The sequence below is a fragment of the Streptomyces sp. NPDC031265 genome (assembly GCF_055570295.1).
In genome coordinates this window covers 169969-184911 of sequence record NZ_JBVIHM010000005.1, presented here as the reverse complement: position 1 = coordinate 184911, position 14943 = coordinate 169969, and the positions used below count along the sequence as shown (strand labels likewise).

The 14943-nt window shown below is 73.7% G+C and carries 12 protein-coding genes; 4 read left to right on the top strand and 8 right to left on the bottom strand.

Annotated elements, in window-relative coordinates:
- Positions 1-6: 6 nt before the first annotated feature.
- Both ACZ499_RS10980 and ACZ499_RS10975 read right to left on the bottom strand, forming a co-directional pair.
- Positions 7-837, bottom strand: a complete 831-nt coding sequence (locus ACZ499_RS10980) for an inositol monophosphatase family protein (protein ID WP_468673790.1) — start codon at positions 835-837, stop codon at positions 7-9.
- A 9-nt stretch (positions 838-846) separates the two neighbouring features.
- Entirely contained in the window at positions 847-1998 is a 1152-nt protein-coding gene (locus ACZ499_RS10975; protein WP_468673788.1) for a ferrochelatase, read from the bottom strand.
- Positions 1999-2191: 193 nt separating this feature from the next.
- Here ACZ499_RS10975 and ACZ499_RS10970 point away from each other — a divergent pair, with 193 nt between their 5' ends.
- Together ACZ499_RS10970 and ACZ499_RS10965 are read left to right on the top strand one after the other, a co-directional pair.
- Positions 2192-3430 carry an MFS transporter gene (locus ACZ499_RS10970; protein ID WP_468408535.1) on the top strand — a complete coding sequence of 413 codons (1239 nt, stop codon included), beginning with the start codon at positions 2192-2194 and terminating at the stop codon, positions 3428-3430.
- On the top strand, positions 3399-4718 hold the full coding sequence (locus ACZ499_RS10965) for a D-arabinono-1,4-lactone oxidase (RefSeq protein ID WP_468673786.1): 1320 nt from the start codon (positions 3399-3401) through the stop codon (positions 4716-4718). Before ACZ499_RS10970 ends, ACZ499_RS10965 begins: the two co-directional genes overlap by 32 nt.
- 4 nt (positions 4719-4722) lie before the next feature.
- On the opposite strand, the gene ACZ499_RS10960 is transcribed toward ACZ499_RS10965, so the two are convergent.
- The gene (locus ACZ499_RS10960; protein ID WP_468673784.1) at positions 4723-5562 is read right to left on the bottom strand and encodes a hypothetical protein; all 840 of its coding nucleotides are present in this window, start codon (positions 5560-5562) and stop codon (positions 4723-4725) included.
- Between the two features lie 499 nt (positions 5563-6061).
- Here ACZ499_RS10960 and sepH point away from each other — a divergent pair, with 499 nt between their 5' ends.
- Positions 6062-7096: a septation protein SepH gene (gene sepH / locus ACZ499_RS10955; protein ID WP_385826520.1), complete on the top strand. Its 1035-nt coding sequence runs from the start codon at positions 6062-6064 to the stop codon at positions 7094-7096.
- A 96-nt stretch (positions 7097-7192) separates the two neighbouring features.
- On the opposite strand, the gene ACZ499_RS10950 is transcribed toward sepH, so the two are convergent.
- A complete protein-coding gene (locus ACZ499_RS10950; protein ID WP_468673782.1) occupies positions 7193-8041 on the bottom strand; it encodes a sulfurtransferase in 849 nt (282 codons plus the stop codon).
- Positions 8042-8265: 224 nt separating this feature from the next.
- Here ACZ499_RS10950 and ACZ499_RS10945 point away from each other — a divergent pair, with 224 nt between their 5' ends.
- On the top strand, positions 8266-9039 hold the full coding sequence (locus tag ACZ499_RS10945; RefSeq protein ID WP_468673780.1) for a VOC family protein: 774 nt from the start codon (positions 8266-8268) through the stop codon (positions 9037-9039).
- Positions 9040-9131: 92 nt separating this feature from the next.
- On the opposite strand, the gene ACZ499_RS10940 is transcribed toward ACZ499_RS10945, so the two are convergent.
- From ACZ499_RS10940 to ACZ499_RS10925, 4 genes are all read right to left on the bottom strand, one after another.
- A complete protein-coding gene (locus tag ACZ499_RS10940) occupies positions 9132-9779 on the bottom strand; it encodes a thymidine kinase (protein ID WP_468408545.1) in 648 nt (215 codons plus the stop codon).
- Between the two features lie 69 nt (positions 9780-9848).
- Entirely contained in the window at positions 9849-11042 is a 1194-nt protein-coding gene (locus ACZ499_RS10935) for an alkaline phosphatase family protein (protein ID WP_385545417.1), read from the bottom strand.
- Positions 11042-11629: a DUF5998 family protein gene (locus tag ACZ499_RS10930; protein WP_385545414.1), complete on the bottom strand. Its 588-nt coding sequence runs from the start codon at positions 11627-11629 to the stop codon at positions 11042-11044. The genes ACZ499_RS10935 and ACZ499_RS10930 overlap by 1 nt, the downstream gene beginning before the upstream one ends.
- Positions 11630-11665: 36 nt before the next feature.
- A complete protein-coding gene (locus ACZ499_RS10925; protein ID WP_468673777.1) occupies positions 11666-14869 on the bottom strand; it encodes a bifunctional acetate--CoA ligase family protein/GNAT family N-acetyltransferase in 3204 nt (1067 codons plus the stop codon).
- Positions 14870-14943 lie beyond the last annotated feature (74 nt).

The following is a 14943-nucleotide window of genomic DNA, read 5'->3' as shown; positions in this document are numbered from 1 at the left end:
GGCGGCTCAGTCGTGCCAGGCGCCGTACTCCTCCAGGAGCGCCTGGAGCGGGCCGAAGAGCTCCGGGGTCGCCGCGATCGTCAGCTTCCGGGAGGCCGGGTCGCCCGCGCGCCCGCCGGTCAGGGCGCCCGCCTCGCGCGCGATGAGGTCGCCCGCCGCCAGGTCCCAGGGGTTCAGGCCGCGCTCGTAGTACGCGTCCAGTCGCCCGGCCGCCACGTCGCACAGGTCGATCGCCGCCGAGCCGCCGCGCCGGATGTCCCGGAACCGCGGGATCAGCCGCTCCACGACGGACGCCTGGTGGGCCCGGACCGACTGGACGTAGGCGAAGCCGGTGCCGAGCAGGGACTGTTCGAGCGGGGCGGCCGGGCGGCAGCGCAGCCGCCGCTCGCCGAGGAACGCGCCGCCGCCGAGCACCGCGTGGTACGTCTCGCCCCGCATCGGCGCTTCGACCACGCCCGCGACCCGCACGCCGTCGCGCTCGGCGGCGATGGAGACGGACCAAGTGGGCAGCCCGTACAGGTAGTTGACGGTGCCGTCGAGCGGGTCGATGACCCAGCGGATCCCGCTGGTGCCCTCGCTGGAGGCGCCCTCCTCGCCGAGGAAGCCGTCGTCGGGGCGGTGCTCGGAGAGGAAGCCGGTGATCAGCTTCTCGGCGGCGATGTCCATCTCGGTGACGACGTCGATGGAGCTCGTCTTGGTGGCGGCGACGCCCAGGTCCTCCGGGCGCCCGTCCCGCAGCAGCGCCCCGGCCCGGCGGGCGGCCTCCAGGGCCAGAGCGAGCAGTTCTGCGTTCTCGGCGTGCTCGTCCTGCTGAGCAGCGGTGTGGTGCGCGGTCATCGTCGCTCCTTACGCGTACGGGCTGTCGGCGCCGGCTGCGGCGGGCCGGGGGGCGCGGGCCGGGCAGCAGCCGGCCGGGCAGAGGTCGTGCGAGGGGCCGAGCTCGCCGAGGGCGCAGCGCTCGACGCTCTGTCCGCGCTCGGCCGCCGCCCGCTCCAGGACGAGTTCGCGCACGGCGGCGGCGAACCGGGGGTCCGCGCCGACGGTGGCCGACCGCACGACCGGCAGACCGAGCTCGGCGGCCTTGGCGGTGGCCTCCGTGTCCAGGTCGTACAGGACCTCCATGTGGTCCGAGACGAAGCCGATGGGCACCATCACGACCGCGGGCACGCCCTTGCCGTGCAGCGCCTCCAGGTGGTCGCAGATGTCCGGCTCCAGCCAGGGGATGTGCGGGGCGCCGGAGCGGGACTGGTAGACGAGCTCCCAGGGCTGCTCGACCCCCGTCTCGCCGGCCACGGCGTCGGCGATCAGCCGGGCCACGGCCAGGTGCTCGCGCACATAGGCGCCGCCCTCCCCGTGCTCATCGGCCGGGCCGGAGGTGTCGGCGGAGGCGTCCGGGATCGAGTGGGTGGTGAACGCGAGGTGGGCGCCGGCCCGGACCTCCTCGGGGAGCTGGGCCAGCGAGGCGAGGACCCCGTCGATCATCGGACGGACGAAGCCGGGGTGGTTGAAGTAGTGCCGCAGCTTGTCCACGCGCGGCGGCTCGATGCCCTCCGCCTCCAGCGCGGCCAGCGCGTCCGCCAGGTTCTCGCGGTACTGGCGGCAGCCCGAGTACGACGCGTAGGCGCTGGTGGTGAGCACGGCGATACGGCGGTGGCCCGCCAGGGCCATCTCGCGCAGGGTGTCCGTCAGATACGGCGCCCAGTTCCGGTTGCCCCAGTGGACCGGGAGGTCCAGGCTGTTCCTCGCGAAGTCCTCGCGCAGGGCGTCCAGGAGGGCGCGGTTCTGCTCGTTGATGGGGCTGACCCCGCCGAACAGGAAGTAGTGCTGCCCCACCTCTTTGAGCCGCTCCTTGGGGATGCCCCGGCCGCGCGTCACGTTCTCCAGGAACGGGACCACGTCGTCGGGGCCCTCGGGGCCGCCGAAGGAGAGCAGCAGCAGGGCGTCGTACGGAGCCGCGTCGGCGGCCGCTCCGGGAGCTTGATCGCGCAGATCGGACATGGCATCGATCCTGCCATCCGCCACTGACAACCGCGGAACCGGCCGGGAACGGGGGCGAGGGGAGGACGCGCACCGGGCGGGTCCGGAAAACCGCGTGCACCGGTGGCACTCGGCACCGTAACTTCAACACCGTAAGCTTTAGATATTAATTACACGCTTCAGCCACAGGGTTGAGCCGGCCGCCGGAGCCCCCATGCCCAGTCCGTACCGCGCGATCTTCGCCGCCCCCGGCACCAAGCGGTTCTCCGCGGCCGGGCTGCTCGGCCGGATGCCGCTGTCCATGATGGGCATCGGCATCGTCACGATGGTCTCCCAGCTCACCGGCCGCTACGGCCTGGCCGGGGCGCTCTCCGCGACCCTCGCGATGTCGGCCGCCGTGCTCGGCCCGTACATCTCGCGCCTGGTCGACCGGCACGGCCAGCGCCGGGTGCTGCGCCCCGCAACCCTCGCCGCGGTGGCCGCCGTGGCCGGGCTGCTCGTCTGCGCCCAGCAGAGCGCGCCGGAGTGGTCGCTGTTCGTCTTCGCGGCGGCCGCGGGCTGCGTGCCCAGCGTCGGCTCGATGGTCCGGGCCCGCTGGGCCGAGCTCTACCGGGGCGACGGGCAGAACCTGCACGCCGCGTACTCGTGGGAGTCGATCGTCGACGAGCTCTGCTTCATCGTCGGGCCGATCCTCTCCATCGGGCTCTCCACCGCCTGGTTCGCCGAGGCGGGGCCGCTGATCGCGGCCGGATTCCTGGTCGTCGGCGTCTTCTGGCTGACCGCCCAGCGCGCCACCGAGCCCGTGCCGCACCCGCGCGAGCACCACACCGGCGGCTCCGCGCTGCGCTCCCCGGGACTCCAGGTCCTGGTCGCCACCTTCGTCGCCACCGGCGCGGTCTTCGGCGCGGTCGACGTGGTCACCGTGGCCTTCGCCGACGAGCGCGGACACAAGGCGGCGGCCAGCCTGGTGCTCGCCGTGTATGCGCTGGGCTCGTGCCTCGCGGGAGCGGTGTTCGGGCTGCTGCGCCTCAAGGGCGCCGCTGCCACGAGGTGGCTGGTGGGAGTGTGTGCGATGGCGGTGAGTATGATCCCGCTCCAACTGGCCGGGAGCCTGCCGTTCCTGGCCGTGGCGCTCTTTGTCGCGGGCCTGTCCATCGCACCGACGATGGTGACCACCATGGCCCTCGTCGAGCAGCACGTACCGCGCAGCAAGCTCACCGAGGGCATGACCTGGACCAGTACCGGGCTGGCGGTCGGTGTGGCGCTCGGCTCGTCCGCCGCCGGCTGGGTGGTGGACGCGGCGGGCGCGCGCTCGGGGTATCTGGTGCCCGTCGTGGCGGGAGCGCTCGCGGCCGCGGTGGCGTTCCTGGGGTACCGCCGGCTGAGCAGGCCGGCGCCGCAACGGGAGGGGCTCGGAGCAGATGAGCGGAGCGAGCAGCAGCACGTGGCGTAACTGGGCGGGCAACGTCACGGCCCGGCCGGTGCGGGAGGTCTCCCCCGCCTCGGCGGCCGAACTGGCCGCCGCCGTGCGCCGGGCGGCCGAGGACGGCCTCAAGGTGAAGGCGGTCGGCACCGGCCACTCCTTCACCACGGCCGCCGCCACCGACGGCGTGCTCATACGTCCGGATCTGCTCACCGGCATCCGGGAGATCGACCGTACGGCCATGACGGTGACCGTCGAGGCGGGCACGCCCCTGAAGCGGCTGAACGCGGTCCTCGCGCGCGAGGGTCTCTCGCTCACCAACATGGGCGACATCATGGAGCAGACGGTGGCCGGGGCCACCTCCACCGGTACCCACGGCACCGGCCGCGACTCGGCCTCGATAGCCGCGCAGATCACGGGGCTTGAGCTGATCACGGCCGATGGCTCGCTCCTGAAGTGTTCGGCCGAGGGGACCGACGAAGAGCGAGCCGTCTTCGCGGCGGCGCGGATCGGGCTCGGGGCGCTCGGGGTCGTCTCGGCGATCACCTTCGCCGTGGAACCCGAGTTCCTGCTCACCGCACGCGAGGAGCCGATGGCCTTCGACAAGGTCACTTCGGAGTTCGAGGCGCTGCACGCCGAGAACGAGCACTTCGAGTTCTACTGGTTCCCGCACACAGGCAACTGCAACACCAAGCGCAACAACCGCAGCGCCGGTCCCGCCGCCCCGCCCGGCAGGGTGAGCGGCTGGATCGAGGACGAGTTCATGTCCAACGGCCTCTTCCAGGTGGTCTGTTCACTGGGTCGGGCCGTCCCCGCGACGATTCCCGCGATCGCCAAGGTTTCCAGCCGCGCCCTCTCCGCCCGTACGTACACCGACATTCCGTACAAGGTCTTCACAAGTCCCCGCCGGGTGCGGTTCGTGGAGATGGAGTACGCGGTGCCGCGGGAGGCCGTCGTGGAGGCGCTGCGCGAAGTGCGGGCGCTGGTAGAGCGGTCGAGCCTGCGGGTGAGCTTCCCGGTCGAGGTGCGCACCGCCCCGGCCGACGACATCACGCTCTCCACGGCGTCGGGCCGGGACACCGCGTACATCGCCGTCCACATGTACAAGGGCACGCCGTACCAGGCGTACTTCACCGCCGTGGAGCGGATCATGACCGCGCACGCGGGCCGTCCCCACTGGGGCAAGGTGCACAGCCGCGACGCCGAGTACTTCGCCGAGGCCTATCCGCGCTTCGGCGAGTTCACGGCCCTGCGCGACCGGCTCGACCCGGACCGGCTGTTCGCCAACGCGTATCTGCGCCGGGTGCTCGGGGACTGACGTCCTACGTCGCGGGCGGGGCCGCCGCCGACCCCGCTCCCGATCCGGGGTCGGGGGTGGCGGTGCCGGAGCCGGTGGAGGCCCCGCCCGTGGACGGCGAGGGCGTCGGCGGCGGACTCGGGGTGCCGCCCGAGGATCCCGGACCACCGGCGGAGGTGGAGGGGGTAGGAGTGGGTGACGGGGTGGCGCCTCCCGGGCCCGACGTGTCTCCCGGGCCCGAAGTGCCGCCGGTGGTGGCCGTTCCGCCGGTCTCCTTCCCGGGGTCCGGCGAGGAGGAGGCGCCTCCGTCGGCGCCCGTGCCGGGTGTGTGCGGGGTGCGCCGCTCCGGTTCCGAGTCCTTCTCCGACGACTTGCCACCACCCCCGCCGCCGTTCACGACCGAGCCGAAGGTGGTGCCGCCCTTGCCGCCGCCCAGCTCCCCGCCGGACGCCAGTTCGTACGTCGTGATGCCGCCCATCGCGAGCGCGAAGACGACGGCGGCGCCGAGCGCGGACCGCTTCCAGCCCCGGAGCCTGGTGCCGTGGACGGTGGCCGCGCCGAACTCGCCCTCGCGGGTGTCCTCGTACGCCGGAGAGCCCGGGTCGCGGCGCGGCTTGGGCAGCGACTGGACGGTGACGTCGCGCAGTTGTTCCCCGGTGCGGCGGAACAGGTGTTGGAACACGGTGCCGCCGCAGGTGGCGACGACGCTCACCACACCGGCGCCGAGGATCGTCCCGTAGACACCGAGTCTGGAGGCGAGCACGGCGGCCGCGATCGCCGCGAGCGCGCTGCCCGCGACCTGGGGCACGCTCAGATCGAGTCGCTTCTCGTCCTGCTTCGTACCTGAATCCGGCTTGTCGCCCATCTGCAACCTTTGTTCGCCCTTCTCCGCCAACTTGTACGTAGTGGGGACCTATGGGCGAAGCGAATAGTTCCGTTTCTGTCGATTCTGTGAAGCACGACACGTATGAAGTGCGCACCCGCACGGCGCACGGCCTCCAACTCCCGCCCCCAGGGAGAACTTCGGCGGCGCGGCGGTCCACCCAGGTGGCCCGAATGGAGTACTGTGGCGAGCCCTGGGCCTGGTCTCCCTCTCGGGTTTCCGGGCTCTGCGGGAGGGGGCCGAAAGCGGCACTCGAACCGGCGGCGCCGCGGCACCGCACGGGCGCCAGCTACCCAGGGCGACCACTTCGGTCACTCTGCGTTGCAAACAGGTAACCGTGCCATAACGGCGTTCCAGGGCCCATGCCCGACACGCCGGGCAACTCGGCAAGGTTGTGGCAGGCTGCACCCGGGCAGGCCACACTCGACTAGCGGAAGCAGCGACGCAGGTGACGTCGGCAGGCACCACCCGGGAGGTCCCCATGCCCGAACTGCGTGTCGTGGCCGTCTCCAACGACGGCACACGACTGGTGCTCAAGGCTGCGGACAGCACGGAGTACACGCTTCCGATCGATGAGCGGCTGCGCGCCGCCGTGCGCAACGACCGCGCCCGACTCGGGCAGATCGAGATCGAGGTCGAGAGCCATCTCCGTCCTCGCGACATCCAGGCACGGATACGTGCGGGTGCCTCGGCCGAAGAGGTCGCCCAGCTCGCCGGGATCCCCGTCGACCGGGTCCGGCGCTTCGAGGGCCCGGTGCTCGCGGAGCGCGCCTTCATGGCCGAGCGGGCGCGCAAGACCCCCGTGCGGCGCCCCGGCGAGAACACCGGACCCCAGCTCGGCGAGGCCGTCCAGGAGCGGCTGCTGCTGCGCGGCGCCGACAAGGACAGCGTCCAGTGGGACTCCTGGCGGCGCGACGACGGCACCTGGGAAGTCCTGCTGGTCTACCGGGTGGCGACCGAGCCGCACGCGGCGAGCTGGACCTACGACCCGCCGCGACGGCTCGTCCAGGCCGTCGACGACGAGGCCCGCTCGCTGATCGGCGAGACCGACGACACCCCCGAGCCGAGCTTCCCGTTCGTGCCGAGGATCGCCAGACTGCCCCGGGACCGGCCACTGGACCGCGCCCTGGACCGGCAGTTGGAGCGCCCCACGGCGCCCGCGCCGGAACCCGCCGCGGACGAGAGCGACTCGCTCACCAGCCTCCTGGAGGCCGTACCGAGCTTCCGCGGCGACATGGTGGTGCCCGAGCGGCCCGCCGCGCCGCCGGAGCCCCCGGCGAGCGAGCCGGAGGCGGAGCCCGAGGTCGAGGAGCCGCCCGCACCGGCGGCGTCGGCGGGCGCCGGCGCGGCGTACGCGGACGTCCTGATGCCCCGTTCGGTGGCCGGCCACCGCGACCGCCTCACCGGCACCACGGACCGCCAGGCCGAGGCGGACGGCGTCCGTCCCGGGCGGCGGGCGGCCGTGCCGAGCTGGGACGAGATCGTCTTCGGCACCCGGCGCAAGAAGCAGGAGTAGGACGCCTCGTACGTCGATGTCTCGTACGTCGATACGAGGTACGTCCATACGAGCCGAGGGGCCCGCGCCGAGCGCGGGCCCCTCGGTGTGCGCGCGCTACTGCGGGTCGGGGCCCGTGGCGACCGGGCGCGACTCGTCCGAGGACCACTGCGACCAGGACCCGGCGTAGAGCGCGGCGGGGATCCCCGCGACCGCCAGGGCCAGCACCTCGTGGGCGCCGGAGACCCCGGAGCCGCAGTAGACGCCGACCTCGGTGCCGGAGGCGCCCAGGGCCTTGAAACGGTCGGCGAGGACCTCGGGAGCCAGGAAGCGCCCGTCGGGGCCCACGTTCTCGGTGGTGGGGGCGGAGACCGCGCCCGGGATGTGGCCGCCGACCCGGTCGATGGGCTCGACCTCGCCCCGGTACCGCTCCCCCGCCCGGGCGTCGAGCAGCAGTCCGGAGCGGGCGAGCGCGGCCGCCCCGTCCGCGTCGAGCAGGTCCACCGCGCCGGGCACGGGGGCGAAGTCGCCCTCGGCGGGCGCCGGGACGTCGGTGGACAGTGCGCCGGTCCAGGCAGCGAGCCCGCCGTCGAGGACGCGGACGTCGGGGTGACCCGTCCAGCGCAGCAGCCACCAGGCGCGCGCGGCCGCCCAGCCCTGGCCGCCGTCGTAGACGACCACCGGTGTCCCGCCGGACACGCCCGCGCGGCGCATCACGGCGCCGAACGCGGCCACGTCGGGCAGCGGGTGGCGGCCGCCGGCGCCGGGCGGTCCCGCCAGCTCCGCGTCGAGGTCGACGAAGACCGCGCCGGGCAGATGCCCGGCCTCGTACTCGGCCCGGCCGTCGAAGGCGGCGGCGCCGGCCGCCTTCGCCAGACTGAGCTGCCAGCGGACGTCCAGGAGGACCGGAGGGCGGGCCCCGGTCAGCTCGTTCGCCAGTTCGGGTGCGCTGATGATGGCGTTCATGGAGCCATCCTCGCGCAGCGCACGGCGCCACGAAACGGCCGCGAAACGGATGAGAAATGCCAAAGCGGGCATCCTCCTGCTGGAACGCGCCAAAAGCGGCGCGGCCGGGGCGCGCTTCACCGCCGGTGGTGCAAGCATCTGCGAGGGGGTGGGCGCCGGCGCGGCCCGGCCGCCCGCCTCTTCAGGGCGCGTTCTCACAGCGATGGTCCGAGGAGAGAGTCACGATGTCCCAGGCAGAGACCCGGCGCACGCCCGGCACACCCTGCTGGGTGAGCCTCATGGTGCACGGCCTGGCTCCTACCCAGGAGTTCTATGCGGCGCTGTTCGGCTGGGAGTTCCGGCCGGGGCCCGCCTCGCTCGGCCCCTATGTGCGGGCCCTGCTCGACGGCGCCGAAGTCGCGGGCATCGGGCAGCTGCCGCCCGACCGCCATCTGCCGATCGCCTGGACCACGTATCTGGCCACCGACGACGCCGACGCGACGGCCGAGACGATCCGGCACTGCGGCGGCACGGTCGGCGTCGGTCCGCTCGACGCGGGCGACGCGGGACGCCTGGTGATCGCCTCGGACCCGGAGGGCGCGGTCTTCGGCGCCTGGCAGGCCGAGGCGCACGTCGGCACGATGGTGGCGGGCGCGCCGGGCACCCCGGTCTGGAACGAGCTGGTGACCCGCGAGACCGCCACGGTCAGCAAGTTCTACGAGTCGGTGTTCGGCTACGAGAGGGGGGCGGTGGTCCCGGCCGACTTCGACCACGTGACGCTGCACATCGAGGGACGCCCGGTCTGCTCGCTGCACGGCGTGGGCCATGCCCTGCCGCGCGACAAGGGCGCGCACTGGATGACGTACTTCGAGGTCGCGGACACCGACGAGGCGGCGGCCCGGATCACGGAGCTGGGCGGCCAGGTGCTCAGACCCCCGCACGAGGACCAGAGCGGCCGCACGGCGACGGTGACGGACCCGGAGGGGGCGGTGTTCACGGTGGTCCGGTCGCACGATTGATCCGGCCCGACTGGGGCGTCCTTCAGGGGCGCGGGGACTTGCGCGCCCAGCCCCCACCGGCCCGCAGACAAAATCCGGGCCCCCGCGGAGCGCTACGCGTCCACCGGCAGGACGTCCGGCGACAGCGCGGCCGCGCGCGCGGCCGCGGCCGTCATGCGGCGGCGGTGGTGGCGCCGGCACAGCACCTCGTAGCCGATCTCGTCCTCGGACCCGTTGACGTCCCCGACCACGACCTGGGCTCCCTCGACGACCATCTCGCCGCCCCGGGTGCGCGCGTTGTGCGTGGCCCGCGACCCGCACCAGCAGAGCGCCTCGACCTGGAGGACCTCGACGCGGTCGGCCAGCTCGACCAGGCGCTGGGAGCCGGGGAAGAGCTTGGAGCGGAAGTCGGTGGTGATGCCGAAGGCGAAGACGTCCAGGTCGAGGTCGTCGACGACCCGGGCGAGCTGGTCGATCTGGCCCGGCGCGAGGAACTGCGCCTCGTCGGCGATCACGTAGTCGCAGCGGCCGCCCTTGGAGAGGTGGGCGACCAGATACGCGTAGAAGTCGAAGCCCTCGGCTGCCTCGACGGCGTCCGTCACCAGACCGAGCCGGGAGGACAGCTTGCCCTCGCCCGCGCGGTCGTCCCGCGTGAAGATCATGCCCTGGAGGCCGCGCGCGGAGCGGTTGTGCTCGATCTGAAGAGCGAGGGTGCTCTTTCCGCAGTCCATCGTTCCGGAGAAGAACACCAGCTCGGGCATGGGAGGTTGACGGCCTTTCGGATCTGCGCACGCGTCCGCGTACAGGAGACAGGGGGAGGTGCGGAAGGGTTACGAGCGTACTTCGAGGAGCGGCACGAGCTGCTCGACGGGGGTCATCGAGCCGTGCATGCCGACCATCGCGGACTCGTGCGGCTCGTTCTGCGAGGCGGTGATCACCACATCGGCGTGGGCCGCCGCGACGACGTCGCCGATCCGCCCGTACACGCGCTCGTCGCACGCGCCCGGCTGCCCGAACCAGCCCGCCGCTATCGCCTCGTCGCGGCTCGCCACCCAGAACTGCTCGCCGAGCACCTCGCGCCAGACGGTGAGCACGTCGGACTCGGCGCCCGGGACCGCGTACACATGGCGGGCCCGGCCCTCGCCGCCGAGCAGGGCCACTCCGGCGCGGAGCTCCCAGTCCTCGTCGAAGTCGATGCGGGACTCTTCGTCGAAGGGGATGTCGATCATGCCGTGGTCGGCGGTGACGTACAGCGCGGAGCGCGGCGGCAGCTGCTCGGCGAGGCGCTGGACCAGCCGGTCGACGTACATCAGCTGGCCGCGCCAGGCGTCCGAGTCCACGCCGAAGCGGTGGCCCTTGCCGTCGACCTCGCTGTAGTACGTGTAGACCAGCGAGCGGTCCCCGGCGGCCAGTTGCCCGGCGGCCAGGTCCATGCGGTCCTCGCCGGTCAGCCGGCCGTGAAACGTTCCGCCACTGAGCGCGACCTTGGTGAGCGGGGTGTGCTGGAAGGTCGGCGAGGACACCTGGGCGGTGTGCACGCCGGCCGCGTCGGCCAGCTGGAAGACCGTGGGGTACGGCTGCCAGACGTGAGGGTCGGTCCACGGCTTCCAGCGGAGCTGGTTCATCAGCTCGCCGGTCTCCGGATTGCGCGCGGTGTAGCCGGGCAGGCCGTGCGCGGCGGGCGGCAGGCCGGTGCCGACGGAGGCGAGCGAGGTGGCGGTGGTGGCCGGGAACCCGGCGGTGATCGGCCGTCCGGTGCCGCCGCGCGAGGTGGCGAGCAGCCCATGCAGATAGGGCGCCTCGTCGGGGTGGGCCTTGATCTGTTCCCAGCCGAGCCCGTCGATCAGGAACACGCAGTTCCGGTCGGCCGGGGCCAGCTCGGGGATGGTGGCGCTCACACCGGGCACGCCCATGCCGGCCGCGAGGGTGGGCAGCAGATCGGCGAGCGAGCCGCTGCCGTACTCGGGCACGGGGGCGGTGTCGAGGGCGAGGGGTTCCGGGTCCTGCCAGGCGGGCTGGGCCATCAGCGGGCGGTGGCCGCGGTGGCTTCGGAGAGGGCCTGGGCAAAGTCGAGGGTCTGGCGCACGGTGTCCGGCCCGTCCCCGGCCTCGCTGACGCGCAGGCTGAGGTCGTCGGCGGTGGAGTTGCCGGTGTAGCCGTGGTCGGCGTCGCAGTTGGGGTCGCCGCAGGCGGCGGGCTCCAGGTCGATACGCGAGACGGCGCCCCAGCCGATGGTCAGGACGACCTCGCGGGGCAGGGTGCCCGGGGTGTACGACTCGGGGTTGGCGACCACGCGGCTGACGACCACGGAGGAGATCCGGTTGAGCTTCACGGACTCGGTGGAGGTCGTGGCGTACGGCGTCGGGGAGCTGGTGTCGGCGTTCTGCTCGTCGGTGTGGCTGACGATGAAGCGGTTGCCCGTCAGAACCAGGACCGTCACGTGGCGGCGCACCTCGTTGGCGTCGAAGGTGGTCTCCTGATGGACCAGGTACGACGCGATGGGCTCACCACCGACGGCGGCCTCCACCGCCTCGGCCACAAGGGCCGGGTAGTAGCCGCTGCGCTCGATCGCCGCGCGCAGCCCCTGGGTCATCGTGCCGGTCTTCGCCATGAGCTCCATCCTACGGGGCCCCGGGGCCCGATCGTTTCAGTAGCTGGGCAGGCGCCTCGGCCCCAGGTCGGAGCGGGGCGGCGGTGGCGCGAGGCGGACGCTCGCGCCGAGTACGGAGAGGCCGTGCTGGGCGACGACGACCGGTTCCAGGGAGACGGCGACGACCTCCGGGTGGTCGTCGACCAGGCGGGAGACCCTCAGCAGCAGCTCCTCCAGGGCGGCCGTGTCCACCGGTGCGGAGCCGCGCCAGCCGAAGAGGAGGGGCGCGGTCCGGATCGACCGGACCAGCTCGGCGGCGTCCCGGTCGGTGGCGGGGACCAGACGGTGGCCGGTGTCGCCGAGCAGCTCGGAGGCGGCTCCGGCGAGGCCGAAGGAGAGCACGGCGCCGACGGCCGGGTCGATGGCGGCGCGTACGACGGTGTCCACCCCGCGAGGCGCCATCGCCTGGACGACCGGGAGCAGCTCCTCCGGCCTGCCGAGGACCTGGGTCAACTCGGCGTAGGCGCGCCGCAGTTGCTCCTCGTCGGCGAGGTCGAGGCGGACGCCGCCGAGGTCGGGGCGGTGGCGCAGGTGCGGGGCGGTGGTCTTGAGGGCCACGGGGTAGCCGAGGCGGGCGGCGGCCCCGACGGCGGCGTCCGGGTGGGGCGCGGGCAGGGCGGGGCGTACGGGGATCCCGTACCGGCCGAGCAGCGCCTCCGCCTCGGCGGCGGCGAGGGTCGTCCCCCTCGGCTCCGCCTCCCCGAGCAGCCGCTCGATGTCGGCGGCGGCCCCGGCCTCGTCGATGTCGTCGTACTCCGGCACCTTCCCCTGCTCGGCGGCCTGCCGCCGCCACTGCCCGTACCGGACGGCCTCGGCGAGGGCCCGTACGGCGCGTTCTGCGGCGGGGTAGGCGGGGATGCCGCGGGGTTTGGCGGGGGGTTCGGGTGCGGGTCCGGTGGGGGTGGGGCCGGCTTGTCCCCCACCCCGCCCCTTCCCGAGACCCTCCGGGGGTGGGGGTGGGCTGATGCGGGAGGACACCCTCGGGGCCGCCGCCCCCGAACCCGCGGCGGGGCTGCGCCCCCGCGCCCCCTCGGGGCTCCGCCCCGGAACCCCGGCGGGGCCTGCGGCCCATGCACCCAGCTCGGGCTGCGCCCCGGGCAACGCCGTGGGCACCGTCCCGGGCGTCGTCTTTGCAGGCTGTGCCCCGGGCAACGCCGTGGATGCCGCGCCGGGCATCGTCTTTGCAGGCTGTGCCCCGGGCAACGCCGTGGATGCCGCGCCGGGCATCGTCACCGCAGGCTCCGCCCCGGGCGCCGCCGCCGCTGCGGCGCTCGCCCCCGGCTCGCCGTCCGTCCTCGTCGGGGTGAGCGGGGCGCGCTGCGCGGGCGTGGTGCGGCGGGCCGTGCTCGCCGCACTCGCGAGCGCTTCCGCCAAGCCTCCCAGTTCCACGTGTACTACCGCCACCGGCTTCGCCGGGGCCGTCGTCGCGGCCTGCTGGAGGGCCGTGGCCAGGGCTTCGTCGGGGTAGCCGGGTTCGCCCACCCAGGGAATCGCCGTGACCACCACCGCGTCGCAGAACTCGTCCGCCAGGGCCCGCGCCAGCGCGTCGCGGAAGTCCTCGGGGGTGGCCGCGGTCGTGAGGTCGACGGGCGGGTGGGGGCGCAGGCCCTCGGTGAGGCAGGCGTCGTAGGTGAGCAGGCCCAGGGATTCCGAGTTGCCCAGGATGGCGACACGCGGGCCCGCCGGGAGCGGCTGGCCCGCCAGGAGGACGCCCGCGTCGACCAGCTCGGTCACCGTGTCCACCCGGATCACGCCCGCCTGGCGCAGCAGCGCCGACACCGCCGCGTCCGGGACCCGGGTCACCGGGACCGCGTGGCCGGGCGGGGTCGAGCCGCTGTGGCGGGCGCCCTTCACCGCGACCACCGGCTTCACCGCCGCCGTCCGGCGCGCGAGCCGGGTGAACTTCCGCGGGTTGCCGATGGATTCGAGGTACAGCAGGACCACGTCCGTGTCCGCGTCCTCGTACCAGTACTGGAGGATGTCGTTGCCCGAGACGTCCGCCCGGTTGCCGGACGAGATGAACGTCGACAGGCCCGCGCCCCGCCGGTGCAGGCCCGAGAGGAGCGCGATCCCGATCGCTCCCGACTGGGTGAACAGTCCGATCCGGCCCCGCTGCGGCGGATCCGGCGCCAGCGAGGCGTTCAGGCGCGTCCCGGGCGCGGTGTTGATGACGCCGAACGCGTTCGGCCCGATCAGCCGCATCCCGTACGACCGCACCTGGCGCAGCAGTTCGCGCTGGCGTTCGCGCCCGGCCGCGCCGCTCTCGGCGTAACCGGCGGAGAGGACGACCAGCCCCTGCACCCCGTGCTCGCCGCACTCCGCGACCGCCTCCGGCACCCGTTCGGCCGGGACCGCGACGACCGCGAGGTCGACCTGCTCCGCGATCTCGCCGAGCGAACGGACCGCCCGGACGCCGTCGACCTCCGAACCGCCCTCGGGGAAGGCCCGGTTGACCGCGTACGCACGCCCGGTGAACCCCGCGCCCAGCAGGTTGCGCAGCACCGTGCGCCCCACGCCGCCCGGCGCGCGGCCGGTGCCGATCACGGCCACCGAGCCGGGGGCGAGCAGCCGCTGCACCGAGCGCGACTCCGCGCGCTGCTCTCGGGCGCGCTGCACGGCCAGCGACTCGGCGGTCGGCTCCAGATCGAGCGTGAGATGGACCGAGCCGTCCTCGAAGGAACGCTTCTGCTGGTAGCCCGCGTCCGTGAACACCTTGATCATCTTGTTGTTGGCGGGCAGCACCTCCGCCGCGAACCGCCGGATCCCCCGCTCGCGCGCGACCGCCGCGACGTGTTCGAGCAGTGCGGAGGCGACCCCGCGCCCCTGGTGGGCGTCCTGGACCAGGAACGCCACCTCGGCCTCGTCGGCCGGCGCCGAGGCGGGCCTGCCCTGCGCGTTGATCCGGTCGTAGCGGACGGTCGCGATGAACTCGCCGCCCACCGTCGCCGCGAGCCCGACGCGGTCCACGTAGTCGTGATGGGTGAAGCGGTGCACGTCCTTCGCCGACAGCCGGGGGTAGGGCGCGAAGAAGCGGTAGTACTTGGACTCGTCCGACACCTGCTCGTAGAACGAGACGAGCCGCTCCGCGTCGTCGGTCGTGATGGGCCTGATCCGCGCGGTCCCCCCGTCGCGCAGCACGACGTCGGCCTCCCAGTGGGCCGGGTACGCGGGGTCCTGCGTCTTCTCCTGCGGAGCCTGCATACGGGCAGCCTACGGGTCGCGGGGCCGCTGCGGTCAGGTCAAGGTAGGGGGCAAGGTGGAGAGGGCGGCCAGGG

Bases quoted from the DNA above. Each gene is read 5' to 3' on its own strand.
- ACZ499_RS10980 (WP_468673790.1), bottom strand. From the start codon at position 837: ATGACCGCGCACCACACCGCTGCTCAGCAGGACGAGCACGCCGAGAAC.
- ACZ499_RS10975 (WP_468673788.1), bottom strand. From the start codon at position 1,998: ATGTCCGATCTGCGCGATCAAGCTCCCGGAGCGGCCGCCGACGCGGCT.
- ACZ499_RS10970 (WP_468408535.1), top strand. From the start codon at position 2,192: ATGCCCAGTCCGTACCGCGCGATCTTCGCCGCCCCCGGCACCAAGCGG.
- ACZ499_RS10965 (WP_468673786.1), top strand. From the start codon at position 3,399: ATGAGCGGAGCGAGCAGCAGCACGTGGCGTAACTGGGCGGGCAACGTC.
- ACZ499_RS10960 (WP_468673784.1), bottom strand. From the start codon at position 5,562: ATGGGCGACAAGCCGGATTCAGGTACGAAGCAGGACGAGAAGCGACTC.
- sepH (WP_385826520.1), top strand. From the start codon at position 6,062: ATGCCCGAACTGCGTGTCGTGGCCGTCTCCAACGACGGCACACGACTG.
- ACZ499_RS10950 (WP_468673782.1), bottom strand. From the start codon at position 8,041: ATGAACGCCATCATCAGCGCACCCGAACTGGCGAACGAGCTGACCGGG.
- ACZ499_RS10945 (WP_468673780.1), top strand. From the start codon at position 8,266: ATGTCCCAGGCAGAGACCCGGCGCACGCCCGGCACACCCTGCTGGGTG.
- ACZ499_RS10940 (WP_468408545.1), bottom strand. From the start codon at position 9,779: ATGCCCGAGCTGGTGTTCTTCTCCGGAACGATGGACTGCGGAAAGAGC.
- ACZ499_RS10935 (WP_385545417.1), bottom strand. From the start codon at position 11,042: ATGGCCCAGCCCGCCTGGCAGGACCCGGAACCCCTCGCCCTCGACACC.
- ACZ499_RS10930 (WP_385545414.1), bottom strand. From the start codon at position 11,629: ATGGCGAAGACCGGCACGATGACCCAGGGGCTGCGCGCGGCGATCGAG.
- ACZ499_RS10925 (WP_468673777.1), bottom strand. From the start codon at position 14,869: ATGCAGGCTCCGCAGGAGAAGACGCAGGACCCCGCGTACCCGGCCCAC.